The following is a 12,309-nucleotide window of genomic DNA, read 5'->3' on the forward strand; positions in this document are numbered from 1 at the left end:
GGAAGATTATTATGGCAAGAGTAACTATTTATACAACCAAAACATGTCCTTACTGCAAAATGGCTAAGGAACTTTTAAAACAAAAAGGTATTGATTTTGAAGAAAGAATGTTAGAGTTCGGAAGTGATGAACTTATAGAGCTTGTAAATAAAACACATCATAGAACTGTGCCTCAAATTTTCTTTGGAGAAGAATTTATAGGCGGTTATGATGATTTACAAAAATATTTAACAACAAAAGAATTTATTTAAAAAAGAAGGCAAAAGCCTTCTTTTTAATTGACAGAAAATTGCAATCGTTTTCCTTTTCAAAATTAAATAAATAAAAAGAAAATATGTTTTTATTCTTGCAAATATTATATTTTTTCCTTATTATAGTCATGCTATAAACAGACGTGTTTGAAAGGAGAAAATATATGAGGGTATATTTAGATAATGCGGCGACAACAAGACCTTATAATGAGGTTATAGATATAATTAACGAATATAATACTGAGTATTATGGCAATGCTTCTTCTCTTCACTCTTTTGGTAGAGAAGCAAGAAAAGGAATTGAATGGGCAAGAGAAGAAATTGCAAATTTGATTAATGCATCAGCAAGAGAAATTTTATTTACAAGCGGTGCTACTGAAAGTGATAACTGGGCCATAAGAGGAGCGGCTTATCACAATATAGAAAAAGGAAAACATATAATAACTTCTGCAATTGAGCACCATGCTGTTCTTCATACTTGTAAACAACTTGAAAAAGAAGGTTTTGAAGTAACTTATCTTCCTGTTGACAGTGAAGGTAACATCAATTTAAGAGATTTAAAAGATGCAATAAGAGAAGATACAACTCTAATAAGCATTATGGCTGCAAACAATGAAATAGGTACAATTGAACCTATTAAGGAAATAGGAGAAATTGCAAGAAAAAAAGGTATACTTTTCCATACAGATGCAGTTCAAGCCATAGGAAAAATGGATATAGATGTTGAAAAAATGAATATTGATATGCTTTCAATGTCTGCTCATAAAATACACGGACCAAAAGGAATAGGATTTTTGTATATAAATAAAAAAGTAAGAATTGATGTTTTTATGCAAGGAGGAGGACAAGAAAGAGCTTTAAGAGCTGGAACTTATAATGCACCTTGCATTGCAGGAATGGGTAAAGCCGTTGAAATAACAAAGGCAAACATGGAAAAAAATATTCCATATATGAAAGAACTTAGAGATTATTTTATAGATGAAATATTAAAAGATGTACCTGATACAATATTAAACGGAAGCAGAGAAAAAAGATTATGTAACAATATTAATTTTACTTTTAAAGGAATTGAAGGGGAAGCATTGTTATATGCTCTTGATTTAAAGGGTATAGCTTGTTCAACAGGATCTGCTTGTACGGCTGATTCTGGAAGTGAATCTCATGTTATAGATGCTTTAGGAGATAATAATAAGTTTGAAATAGGTGCAAGTGTAAGATTCTCTTTAAGTGAATTTAATACAAAAGAAGAAGTAAATTACACAATTGCAGTTTTAAAAGATACAATAAATAAATTAAGAAAATTAAGTCCATTTTATTAGGAGGTAAAGAAAATGTATAATGATAAGGTATTAGATCATTTCCAAAATCCAAGAAATGTAGGAGTAATAGAAGATGCTACTGTAGTAGCAAAAGAAGCAAGCCCATCTTGTGGGGATACAACAGAATTTTATTTAAAAATAGATGAAAATGATGTTATAACAGATATCAAATTTAGAACTTTCGGATGTGCTGCAGCAATAGCAAGTGCAAGTATGTCAACAGAGCTTTTAAAAGGCAAAACAGTAAAAGAAGCAAGAGAAATAACAAATAAGAAAGTTGTTGAAGAACTTGGGGGACTTCCTCCTGCAAAAGTTCATTGTTCTGTTTTAGCAGAAGGTGTTATAAATAAAGCTTTGGATGAATATGAAGAAATGAAAAAGAACAAATAAACTTTATTGTAAATATAATTTATTTATGATATAATTTTAAGAAGAAAAAATATTTTTCGGAGGATAGATATGAAACATATTAAAAAAGTGAACGAAGTTAGAGAAGCAAGCAAAAATAAAGGCTGCGGAGAATGTGCTACATCTTGTCAATCAGCATGCAAGACTTCTTGTACTGTTGGTAACCAACCTTGTGAAAATAAATAAAAAAATAAATAGAATAAAAAAAGCAACCTAAAGGTTGCCTTTTTTTAAGTTAGAGGAAGATATGGGTATATATAAATATAAATTTAAAGATAAATATATTGTTTTAGATGTCAATTCATCTCTTGTTTATGATGTAGATGAAATGACTTATGATGTTTTAGATTATTATAAAGATAAAAATGAAGAAGAAATTGTTGCTATCTTAAAAGATAAATATGATGAAAATGAAATAAAAGAAGTAATAGGTGAATTAAAAGAACTTGAAGAAGAAAACAGACTTTATACACCAGAAAAGAAAGTTAACAGAAAATTATTTGAAAAAGGCATTGTAAAAGCAATGTGTCTTCATGTTTCTCACGATTGTAATTTAGCTTGTCGTTACTGTTTTGCTTCCGGTGGAAATTTCAATATGAAAAAGGAAGTAATGAGCTTTGAAACTGCAAAAAAAGCAATTGATTTTATTATTAACAATTCAGGAAATAAAGTTCATCTTGAAGTTGACTTTTTTGGGGGAGAACCTCTTTTAAACTTTGATGTTGTTAAAAAGACAGTTGAATATGCAAAAGAAGAAGCTAAAAAATACGGTAAGATATTTAGATTTACATTAACAACAAACTGCGTTCTTTTAAATGATGAAATTATAGATTATTTAAATAAAGAAATGTATAATGTTGTTTTATCAATTGACGGAAGAAAAGAAATCAATGACTTTACAAGACCTACTGCAAATGGTAAAGGAAGTTATGATTTAATAATAGAAAATATTAAAAAGGTTGCTAAATCAAGAGATGAACTTGGTCTTGATTATTACATAAGAGGTACTTATACAAAACATAATTTAGATTTCTATAAAGATGTTGAACATTTTTCTGATCTTGGTTTAAAACAACTTTCTGTTGAAAGTGTTGTTGCCGATGAAAAAGAAGATTATGCAATAACAAAAGAAGATTTACCTGAAATTATGGAAAGCTATGATAAACTAACAGATATCTATCTTGAAAGACTTGGAACTGATAAAGAATTTAGATTTTTCCACTTTAATGTAGATTTAGATGGTGGAAAATGTGAATATAAGAGAGTTTCAGGTTGTGGTGCAGGATGTGAATATGTTGCTGTTACTCCTTTTGGAGATATTTATCCTTGTCATCAATTTGTAGGTAACACTGATTTTATAATGGGTAATTTAGATGAAGGAATTACAAACGATAAATTAAGAACTGAATTTTATGATTCAAACAGTGTTCTTGACAAAAAAGAGTGTGAAAACTGTTTCTGTAAATATTTCTGTGGCGGAGGTTGTCACGCAAACAGCTACAACTTTAACGGCAGAATAAACGGTATTTATGAAACAGGATGTGACATTTTAAGAAAAAGAATAGAATGTGCTATTTATATTAAGTGTAAAGAGAAAGAACTTATTGACTAGGTTATAATAACGTTGTAGAATATACAAATATTAATATATAGGAGAAGATCATATATGAAAAAAAAGAAAAACGGGCTAAAGATGTTTATTATTTTAGTCATAGTTGCTTTTTGCTATTGTCTCTTTATGTTCGGGCTTCCTTTAAGTAAAGTAATAGGTATTTATGACATAGAACCTTTAAAAGATACCATAAATTATGGACTTGACTTAACAGGGGGAGTTAACGTTGTTTTACAAGCCAAAGAAAGTAATGGCAATGAAGTAACAGGCGAAACTTTAGATAAGGCGATTGAAACAATCAGAACACGTATAGATTCATTAGGTGTAAAAGAACCTACTATTTCAAAACAAGGAACTGATAAGATCAGAGTATCAATTCCTGATGTTGAAGATCAAGAAGAAGCATTAGCATTAATTGGTAAAACAGCTAAATTGGAATTTGTTGATCCTGACGGAAATGTTATTCTTGATGGTTCAAATGTAAAAAGTGCTAAATATGAAATTCAAAAAAGTGATGGTTATGTAGAACAACCTGTTGTTGCTTTAGAATTGGATGATGAAGGTGCAAAGGCTTTTGCAGAGGCTACAGAAAAAAATATTGGTAATGTAATTTCAATCAAATTAGATGATGAAGTTATTTCTGCGCCAACAGTTCAAAATGCAATTACAGATGGTAAGTGTGTAATAACAGGTATGAAAGATTCTGAGGAAGCTACAGAGCTTGCAACTTTAATAACAGCCGGTTCTCTTCCTGTTGATTTGGAAGCTGTTGAAATAAGAACAGTAGGACCTACACTTGGTCAAGATTCTTTGACAAAAAGTTTAACTGCCGGAGTTATCGGTGTAGCATTGGTATTCTTATTTATGATAGTAATGTATTTACTTCCTGGTGTTGTTGCTGATATATCTCTTGCAATTTATATTATTGTATATTTGATTTTAATGGCAGGGCTTGGAGTTACTTTAACGCTTCCTGGTATTGCAGGTATTATTCTTTCAATAGGTATGGCTGTTGACAGTAACGTTATTATATTTGAAAGAATGAAAGAAGAATTAAGAGCCGGCAGAAGTGTAAGAGGTGCCATTGATGCAGGTTTTTCGAGAGCTCTTACTTCTATTATAGATGCAAACATTACAACTGTAATAGCCGGATTGGTTCTATTTTTCCTTGGTGCCGGAACAATTAAAGGTTTTGCGCTTACTTTAATGGTTGGGGTTGTTGTAAGTATGTTTACGGCTGTATTTGTAACAAAGAGATTAATGATATTATTTACCGAATCAGGTAAATTTGATGATCTAAAATTTTTCGGAATAAAGAGTGTGGGAGGTAATGAAAATGAATTATAATTATAAAATTAATTTTGCCAAACACGCAAAAAGATTCCTTACTATTGCAATTGTTTTAATGTTGGTATCAATATTTTCTTTAATATTTAAAGGTTTGGATTTTGGTATTGACTTTAAAGGCGGTACAATCGTAACAATTGAGCTAAATAAAACATTTACCACTGATGAAATAAAGAATATAACTGATAAGTATGATCCTAAAGCGGAAATTACATCTTCTGGGGATAATGCGACTCAAGTTGTAATAAGTACAAGTAAAGATTTAAGTGATTCTGAAAGAAAATCTTTATTTAATGATTTTAAAGCTGAGTATAAATTAGATAATAAAGACTTATTATCTATTGATAATGTTTCAGGTACAATCGGTGATGAGCTAAAATCAATGGCAATAAAAGCTTGTATTATTACTGTTATATGTATGCTTATTTACATTACTTTTAGATTTGAGTTTTTACAAGGTTTATGCGCAGTATTTGCGTTAATATTTGACTTATGTATGGTTGTTGGAGTTTTCTCAATATTTGATATACAGGTAAATTCAACATTTATTGCCGCAACACTTACAATTTTAGGTTATTCCATAAATGATACAATAATAACCTTTGACAGAGTTAGAGAAAATATAATAAAAGTCGCTAAGGGTGATTTTTATAATTTAACAAATATCAGTATTAATCAGACAATGAGGCGTTCAATCAATACTACACTTACAACGCTTCTTGCCGTTACTCCTCTTTTAATATTTGGTACAACATCAATAAGAGAATTTGTATTTCCTATGATGATTGGATTTATTTCAGGGGTATTTTCTTCAATTTGTGTTGCTGTTCCTATGTGGTATTTGATAAAAGAATATCAAAAGAAGAAAAATCCAAAGAGCGTAAATATGTCTTCTAAAAAAGCAAGTAAACCAATTAATCAAGATTTATTAGATCCTGATTTTAAAGGTGCAAGTGAATATAGCTATGATGCTGATTATGCAAAAGACTTTGTAATGGAAGAAAAAAGCGACGAAGAACTTTTAAGAGAGAAAGAAGAAAGAAAAGCTAAAAGAAAAGCTAGAAAAGAAAGAAAGAAGAAAAGAAAAAAAGGACAAAGATAAAAGACCACATATGTGGTCTTTTTTTTATTTATATTTTAAAGCTCTAATGGAATTTAATATTGCGATTATTGCAACACCCACATCTGCAAAAATTGCTTCCCACATATTTGCCATTCCAAATGCGCCTAAAATCATTACTCCTATTTTTACTGCTAAGGCTATAACTATATTTTGTTTTACTATAGAAAGTGTCTTTTTTGAAATTCTGTAGCCTGTAATAATTTTACTTGGTTCATCAGTCATTATAACAATATCGCTGGCTTCAATTGCTGCGTCACTTCCAAGACCGCCCATTGCAATTCCTATATCTGCCATTGTAAGAACCGGAGCATCGTTTAAACCATCTCCTACAAATACGAGTTTGCCTTTTTCTGATTTTGTTTGCATCAATTCTTTAACTTTATTTACTTTATCAATTGGGAGTAAGTTGGTATAAACATCATCAATTCCTATTTGATTTGCAACATATTCTCCAATTTCTTTTTTGTCTCCGGTAAGCATTACGGTCTTTTTAATGCCTAATTTTTTTAAGGATTTTATAGTTTCTTTTGAGTCCTCTTTTATTTCATCTAAAAGTAGGATATAACCTAAATATTGTTTTTCTTTACTTACATATAGTACAGTTCCTATACTTTTGGTTTCTTCTAACTCAATACCATTTTGTTTCATTAAATCGAAGTTACCAACTAATATTTCATTTTCATCAATAACAGCTTTTATTCCAAAACCTGATAGTTCTTCTATATTTTCTACTCTACTTGTATCAATATGTTTATTATATGTTTGTTTAACAGATATTGCCAAAGGATGATTTGAATATGCTTCTGCATAAGCTGTAAGCTCAAGCAGTTCTTCCTTTTTAATATCTTTTGCATAAATTTCTTCTACTTTAAAATGTCCTTTTGTAAGAGTTCCTGTTTTATCAAAAACCATTATTTCAGCTTTTGATAATGCTTCTAAATAGTTACTTCCTTTTACTAAAACACCACTACTGCTTGCGGCTCCTATTCCACCAAAGAATCCAAGAGGGATTGAAATAACAAGAGCACAAGGACAGGATATTACAAGAAATATTAAAGCTCTATAAATCCAATCAGAAAAAGGTGTAGATGTTACTATTGGAGGAATTAAAGCAAGTATTAATGCACATGAAACTACTATTGGCGTATAATACTTAGCAAAAACAGAAATAAAATTTTCTGTATGGGATTTTTCGCTGCTTGCGTTTTCTATAAGTTCCAAAATTTTTGTAGCCGTTGATTCATCAAATTCTTTTGTAACTTTTATTTTAAGTATTCCGTTTAGGTTAATACACCCACTTAAGACTTCATCGTTTTCTCTTACATCTCTTGGTAGAGATTCACCTGTAAGAGCGGAAGTATCAAGGGTTGATTTACCACTAAGTATAATACCATCAAGTGGTATTTTTTCTCCCGGTTTAACTATAATTTCAGCTCCAATATCTAAATCATCAGGATCAACTTTTATTAATTCTCCATCTTTTTCTATATTTGCATAGTCGGGGCATATATCCATAAGTTCACCTATGGATTTTCTTGATTTATTTACTGCATAACTTTGGAACCATTCTCCTACTTGATAGAAAATCATAACGGCAGATCCTTCTGCATAGTCACTTAAAATTATAGAGCCTATTGATGCAATTGCCATTAAAAAGTTTTCATCAAATACTTTTCCCTTTGATATATTTTTTATTGCTTTTAAGATAATGTCATACCCTGATAAAATATATGCCAGTAGAAATAAAACAGGTGAAAAACTTGTATTTTTAAATATAAAACCGAAAACAAAAAGCGTTAAAGCAATGGTAATTTTGTATAGTTGCTTTTGTTGTTTGTTCATTCTTTTCTCCTTAATTTTTAATTATAGAATAATAGCTTCTTCGTCTATATCTTTAATAGCAACTCTTGCTTTTTCAATTATTTCTTCAAAATCTTCTTCATTTGCTTCCAATGTTAATTTTTGAAGCATAAAGTTTATATTTGCACTTTCTACTCCATCTATCTTTCTAATAGCTTCTTCCATTTTCATTGCACAATTTGCACAGTCAATGTTATCCATTTTAAATTTCTTTTTCATTTCTTTTCTCCTTTTTTATTTTTATTCTTCTATGTGATCAATTCCTTGGTTTAATATAGTCATAACATGTTCATCTGCTAAGGAATAAAAAACGGTTTTTCCTTCTTTTCTGTTTTTTATAAGTCTTGCTTGTTTTAAATTTTTTAATTGATGTGATACTGCTGATTGAGTCATATTTAAAATATTAGCAATATCGCAAACACACATTTCGCTGACAAGAAGAGCATTTAATATCTTAATTCTTGTACTGTCTCCAAAAACTTTAAACAGTTCTGCAAGGTTGTAAAGTTCTTCTTCGTTCGGCATTTTTTCATGCACTTTATCAACAATATCTTTATGAATGTGTTTTAATTCACACATTTCTATTTTTGCTGCTGCCATAGCATCCTCCTTTACATATGAATATATGAATACTTGTTCATATATTTAATTATATATATTTTAATTCTGTTGTCAATATAAAATAAAAAAAATATAAATTTATGCTTGACTTAGAGTTGACTTTAAGTCGTATATTAGAATATAGAAAGGATGGTGTAGATATTGAAAATAAAAGAAGCATCAATATTAACTGGGATTTCAGAAAATAATTTAAGATATTATGAGAAAATAGGGCTTATTCCAAAAATAAAAAAAGATGAATCAGGTATAAGAGATTACAGTGAAGAAGATATTAGATGGATAAAATTTATATTAAAATTCAAAGAAACAGGTGCAAAACTTGAATACATAAAGGAATATATGCATCTTGCACATTCAAATGATGACACAAAGGAAAAAAGAAGGAATATTCTTTTGAATATAGAAAATGACCTTGAAACGCAAATAGCACATTTACAAGATTGTCTAAATATTGTAAGATGCAAAATTAAAAATTTTGATGATCTTTGTAATCCTGAAACAGAAAAAATAATTAGTACAATTAAAGATAATTAAGGGGTATATAAAATGAAAAAAAGGTATTTAGGAAAAAATAAACTTGAAGTTTCTTCAATTGGTCTTGGTTGCATGGGCTTTACTCAAAGTTATCCTCCATATATTACAGATGGCGAGGCTATTGAAGTAATAAGAAAAGCCGTTGACCTTGGGATAACTTTTTTTGATACAGCAGAAGTTTACGGTCCCTATGAAAATGAAAGTTTACTTGGTAAAGCATTAAAGCCATATAGAGATAAAGTAAAAATTGCAACGAAATTTGGATTTGACATAGAAAATAATCGAGTTGATGAGCTTGGCAGACCTGTTGTGTTATCAAGTAGTCCCGATTCGATAAAAAAATCAGTTGAAGGTTCTCTAAAAAGACTTAATACGGATTACATAGATTTATATTACCAGCATAGAGTAGATCCAAAGATAGAAATCGAAGAAGTGGCATATACTATAAATGAACTTATTAAAGAAGGTAAAATATTGAATTGGGGACTTTCAGAAGCGAGCGTTAACACTATAAAAAGGGCAAATACAGTCTGTCCGGTAACGGCAGTACAAAGTGAGTATTCTATGTGGTATAGAGAACCCGAGAAAGAACTAATCCCAGCTTTAAAAGAGCTTGGTATAGGATTTGTTCCATTTTCACCTCTTGGTAAAGCGGTATTAACCGGAAGATTTAATGAAAATACAATATTTGAAAAAAATGATTTTAGAAGTCAAATACCAAGATTTAATAAAGAGAATTTGCCCAAAAATATTATTTTGGTAGATTATGTAAAAAATATTGCCATTAAAAAAGAAGCTACTCCCGCACAGGTTGCACTTGGATGGCTATTATCGAAAGAAGACTTCATTGTTCCAATACCAGGAACAAAAAAAATATCAAGAATTGAAGAAAATATAAAAGGAGAAGATGTAATTTTTTCGGTTGAAGAAATGAGAGAAATAGAAAGAGATTTGAATAATATTGAAATTACAGGAGCAAGATACCCAAAAGAACAAGAGGAATTAATTGATAAATAATATTCTGCTATTACATTCTTAAATGTGATAAAAATATGAATTCAAATAGAAAGGAACCTTAAAAAGGATAAATTTTCAAAATATTCTTGACTTTTTATTGTTTATACTTTAATATAAATAAAAATTGAATCAATTATAAACCATATAGATGAGAGTAAGTAATTAAATAATTTTATTTTACAGAGAGTCGGTGGTTGGTGTAAACCGATAAATATGTATTTAATGAATGGACTTATCTTGGGCAGTGAACAAATCATTTATGAGAGTATTCGCTGACGGGATCTTCGCCCGTTATAAAGGAAGCATATATGATAGTATATGACAAAGCGGCTTTTTAGCAATTTGGGTGGTACCGCAGGAAATTAGTAATCTAACTCTTGTCCCTTATGTTTGGGATAAGAGTTTTTTTTATAAATAAGGAAAAGGAGAAAAACTATGAAAGAACAAATACCTTACAAAATATATCTAAGTGAAGAAGAGATGCCTAAAAAATGGTATAACATAAAAGCGGATATGAAAGAACAGCATGAACCTTTCTTAAACCCTGCAACAGGTGAAGCTATAACAAAAGATGATTTAAGACCAATCTTCTGTGATGAATTAATAGATCAAGAACTTGATACAACAACAAGATTTTTTGATATTCCAAAAGAAATACAAGATTTTTATAAAATGTATAGACCTTCACCTTTGGTAAGAGCATATTTTTTAGAAAGATACTTGGATACTCCGGCACATATTTATTATAAATATGAAGGAACAAATACATCAGGTTCACATAAATTAAATACAGCTATTGCTCAAACATATTATGCAAAAAAACAAGGTGTAAAAGGTCTTACAACCGAAACGGGAGCAGGTCAATGGGGGACTGCAATGTCAATGGCTTGTGCATATTTTAATCTTCCATTAAAAGTGTTTATGGTAAAAGTTTCTGCTGAGCAAAAACCATATAGAAAGGCTGTTATTCAAACTTACGGAGGAGAAGTTATTCCTTCTCCATCAGACACAACTAAAATAGGAAGAAAAATCTTAGAAGAAAATCCTGGAACAGGTGGAAGTCTTGGATGTGCTATTTCCGAAGCAATTGAAGAAGCGGTTAAAAATGATTATAAATATGTTTTAGGTTCTGTTCTTGACCATGTTGTTTTACATCAAAGTATTATAGGACTTGAAACCAAAAAAGCTTTAGAAAAATATGATATAACTCCTGATATTGTTATAGGTTGTGCCGGAGGCGGTTCAAATCTTGGTGGGCTTATTGGTATTTTTGCAGGAGAAAAAATTCAAGGTAAAAATAATATTCACTTTATCGCTGTTGAGCCACAGTCTTGTCCATCAATGACAAGAGGAAAATATGCTTATGATTTCTGTGATACAGGTAAAACAACACCTCTTGCAAAAATGTATACATTAGGCAGCGGTTTTATTCCATCTCCAAATCATGCGGGAGGACTAAGATATCACGGAATGAGTCCTATTGTTTCAAAACTATATCATGATGGAATACTTGATGAAGCAAGAACTGTTGCTCAAAGTGAAGTATTTAAAGCAGCAACTGAATTTGCCAGAGTTGAAGGAATTCTTCCAGCACCTGAATCTTCACATGCTATCAAGGTTGCAATGGATGAAGCTATAAAATGTAAGGAAACAGGGGAATCAAAAAATATTGTATTTGGTTTAACAGGTACAGGATACTTTGATATGAGTGCATATATGCAATACAACGAAGGAACAATAATAGATCCTGAAATTACAGATGATATTTTACAAAAGGGTTTTGATACTCTTCCAAAAATTAAATAATTAAAAAAGATAAAAGAAACGTTTTACGTTTCTTTTATCTTAAATTAAGAACAAGTTGACTAGAGTCTATTGTTTCGTCTGTTCTGTATTTTATTATCTTATTTAAAGAAATTTTTATTTGACTTTTATTCCCTTCTTTATTTTCTGTCGTTATTTCTTTTATTATTTTATTATCTTTATAGTCTGATATTTTTGCTGTTTCTGCATCGACATTATCAAATGTTATTATAATTTCTTTTTTATCTTTTGAATAATTAATTATATGTGTAGGTATTGTATTAGTTTGTTCAAAATCAATAATAACTTTAGTATCGCCGATTAAATCATTAATCCATATTTTTTGTATTGATGTATTTTTTGTGTTTTTTCCACCTTTAAAAGTTTCATTTGTTAAATAGTTACTTTTTTCGT

General features: G+C 29.8%; 14 protein-coding genes and 1 other annotated feature. Of the genes, 10 read left to right on the forward strand and 4 right to left on the reverse strand.

Features of this window, described 5'->3' with window-relative positions; genetic code table 11:
* Window positions 1–11 precede the first annotated feature (11 nt).
* The 7 genes from FGQ49_RS01380 to secF all read left to right on the forward strand — a co-directional run bounded on the left by FGQ49_RS01380 (window position 12) and on the right by secF (window position 6,039).
* Window positions 12–251 (forward strand): glutaredoxin domain-containing protein, encoded by a 240-nt coding sequence (locus FGQ49_RS01380; protein ID WP_138268134.1) that lies wholly within the window; start codon window positions 12–14, stop codon window positions 249–251.
* Between the two features lie 164 nt (window positions 252–415).
* Window positions 416–1,570: a cysteine desulfurase family protein gene (locus FGQ49_RS01385; RefSeq protein ID WP_138268135.1), complete on the forward strand. Its 1,155-nt coding sequence runs from the start codon at window positions 416–418 to the stop codon at window positions 1,568–1,570.
* Between the two features lie 12 nt (window positions 1,571–1,582).
* Window positions 1,583–1,960, forward strand: coding sequence for an iron-sulfur cluster assembly scaffold protein (locus tag FGQ49_RS01390; protein WP_138268136.1), 378 nt, complete (start codon window positions 1,583–1,585; stop codon window positions 1,958–1,960).
* A gap of 69 nt (window positions 1,961–2,029) precedes the next feature.
* Entirely contained in the window at window positions 2,030–2,164 is a 135-nt protein-coding gene (gene scfA, locus FGQ49_RS01395) for a six-cysteine ranthipeptide SCIFF (RefSeq protein ID WP_138268137.1), read from the forward strand.
* Between the two features lie 61 nt (window positions 2,165–2,225).
* Complete coding sequence (gene scfB, locus FGQ49_RS01400) at window positions 2,226–3,590, forward strand: thioether cross-link-forming SCIFF peptide maturase (protein ID WP_138268138.1); 1,365 nt, start codon at window positions 2,226–2,228, stop codon at window positions 3,588–3,590.
* A gap of 54 nt (window positions 3,591–3,644) precedes the next feature.
* Entirely contained in the window at window positions 3,645–4,937 is a 1,293-nt protein-coding gene (gene secD, locus FGQ49_RS01405; RefSeq protein WP_138268139.1) for a protein translocase subunit SecD, read from the forward strand.
* The gene (gene secF, locus FGQ49_RS01410; protein ID WP_243112198.1) at window positions 4,927–6,039 is read left to right on the forward strand and encodes a protein translocase subunit SecF; all 1,113 of its coding nucleotides are present in this window, start codon (window positions 4,927–4,929) and stop codon (window positions 6,037–6,039) included. Before secD ends, secF begins: the two co-directional genes overlap by 11 nt.
* Before the next feature lie 24 nt (window positions 6,040–6,063).
* Here the strand turns inward: secF and FGQ49_RS01415 are convergent, their stop codons facing one another.
* The 3 genes from FGQ49_RS01415 to FGQ49_RS01425 are packed head-to-tail and all read right to left on the reverse strand — an operon-like array spanning window position 6,064 to window position 8,520.
* Window positions 6,064–7,902 carry a heavy metal translocating P-type ATPase gene (locus tag FGQ49_RS01415; RefSeq protein WP_138268141.1) on the reverse strand — a complete coding sequence of 613 codons (1,839 nt, stop codon included), beginning with the start codon at window positions 7,900–7,902 and terminating at the stop codon, window positions 6,064–6,066.
* A gap of 21 nt (window positions 7,903–7,923) precedes the next feature.
* The gene (locus FGQ49_RS01420; protein WP_138268142.1) at window positions 7,924–8,139 is read right to left on the reverse strand and encodes a cation transporter; all 216 of its coding nucleotides are present in this window, start codon (window positions 8,137–8,139) and stop codon (window positions 7,924–7,926) included.
* A gap of 21 nt (window positions 8,140–8,160) precedes the next feature.
* Window positions 8,161–8,520, reverse strand: coding sequence for an ArsR/SmtB family transcription factor (locus tag FGQ49_RS01425; protein ID WP_138268143.1), 360 nt, complete (start codon window positions 8,518–8,520; stop codon window positions 8,161–8,163).
* 162 nt (window positions 8,521–8,682) lie between these two features.
* Here FGQ49_RS01425 and FGQ49_RS10675 point away from each other — a divergent pair, with 162 nt between their 5' ends.
* The 3 genes from FGQ49_RS10675 to FGQ49_RS01440 all read left to right on the forward strand — a co-directional run bounded on the left by FGQ49_RS10675 (window position 8,683) and on the right by FGQ49_RS01440 (window position 11,898).
* A complete protein-coding gene (locus FGQ49_RS10675; protein WP_171020552.1) occupies window positions 8,683–9,075 on the forward strand; it encodes a MerR family transcriptional regulator in 393 nt (130 codons plus the stop codon).
* A 12-nt stretch (window positions 9,076–9,087) separates the two neighbouring features.
* Entirely contained in the window at window positions 9,088–10,092 is a 1,005-nt protein-coding gene (locus tag FGQ49_RS01435; RefSeq protein WP_138268145.1) for an aldo/keto reductase, read from the forward strand.
* A 135-nt stretch (window positions 10,093–10,227) separates the two neighbouring features.
* Window positions 10,228–10,480: a binding site (T-box leader), on the forward strand.
* Window positions 10,481–10,527: 47 nt separating this feature from the next.
* A complete protein-coding gene (locus tag FGQ49_RS01440; RefSeq protein WP_138268146.1) occupies window positions 10,528–11,898 on the forward strand; it encodes a TrpB-like pyridoxal phosphate-dependent enzyme in 1,371 nt (456 codons plus the stop codon).
* Window positions 11,899–11,932: 34 nt separating this feature from the next.
* Here the strand turns inward: FGQ49_RS01440 and FGQ49_RS10270 are convergent.
* Window positions 11,933–12,309, reverse strand: a 377-nt coding sequence (locus tag FGQ49_RS10270) for a hypothetical protein (protein ID WP_171020553.1), incomplete at its 5' end; no start/stop codon positions are given.

It is taken from the genome of Anaerofustis stercorihominis (genome assembly GCF_005844425.1).
In the GTDB taxonomy this organism is placed as follows: domain Bacteria; phylum Bacillota; class Clostridia; order Eubacteriales; family Anaerofustaceae; genus Anaerofustis; species Anaerofustis butyriciformans.

Coding starts and splice junctions, on each gene's coding strand:
- FGQ49_RS01385 (WP_138268135.1), top strand. CDS start 416: ATGAGGGTATATTTAGATAATGCGGCGACAACAAGACCTTATAATGAG.
- secF (WP_243112198.1), top strand. CDS start 4,927: ATGAATTATAATTATAAAATTAATTTTGCCAAACACGCAAAAAGATTC.
- FGQ49_RS01415 (WP_138268141.1), bottom strand. CDS start 7,902: ATGAACAAACAACAAAAGCAACTATACAAAATTACCATTGCTTTAACG.
- scfB (WP_138268138.1), top strand. CDS start 2,226: ATGGGTATATATAAATATAAATTTAAAGATAAATATATTGTTTTAGAT.
- FGQ49_RS01425 (WP_138268143.1), bottom strand. CDS start 8,520: ATGGCAGCAGCAAAAATAGAAATGTGTGAATTAAAACACATTCATAAA.
- FGQ49_RS01440 (WP_138268146.1), top strand. CDS start 10,528: ATGAAAGAACAAATACCTTACAAAATATATCTAAGTGAAGAAGAGATG.
- FGQ49_RS01390 (WP_138268136.1), top strand. CDS start 1,583: ATGTATAATGATAAGGTATTAGATCATTTCCAAAATCCAAGAAATGTA.
- FGQ49_RS01380 (WP_138268134.1), top strand. CDS start 12: ATGGCAAGAGTAACTATTTATACAACCAAAACATGTCCTTACTGCAAA.
- secD (WP_138268139.1), top strand. CDS start 3,645: ATGAAAAAAAAGAAAAACGGGCTAAAGATGTTTATTATTTTAGTCATA.
- FGQ49_RS01435 (WP_138268145.1), top strand. CDS start 9,088: ATGAAAAAAAGGTATTTAGGAAAAAATAAACTTGAAGTTTCTTCAATT.
- FGQ49_RS01420 (WP_138268142.1), bottom strand. CDS start 8,139: ATGAAAAAGAAATTTAAAATGGATAACATTGACTGTGCAAATTGTGCA.
- scfA (WP_138268137.1), top strand. CDS start 2,030: ATGAAACATATTAAAAAAGTGAACGAAGTTAGAGAAGCAAGCAAAAAT.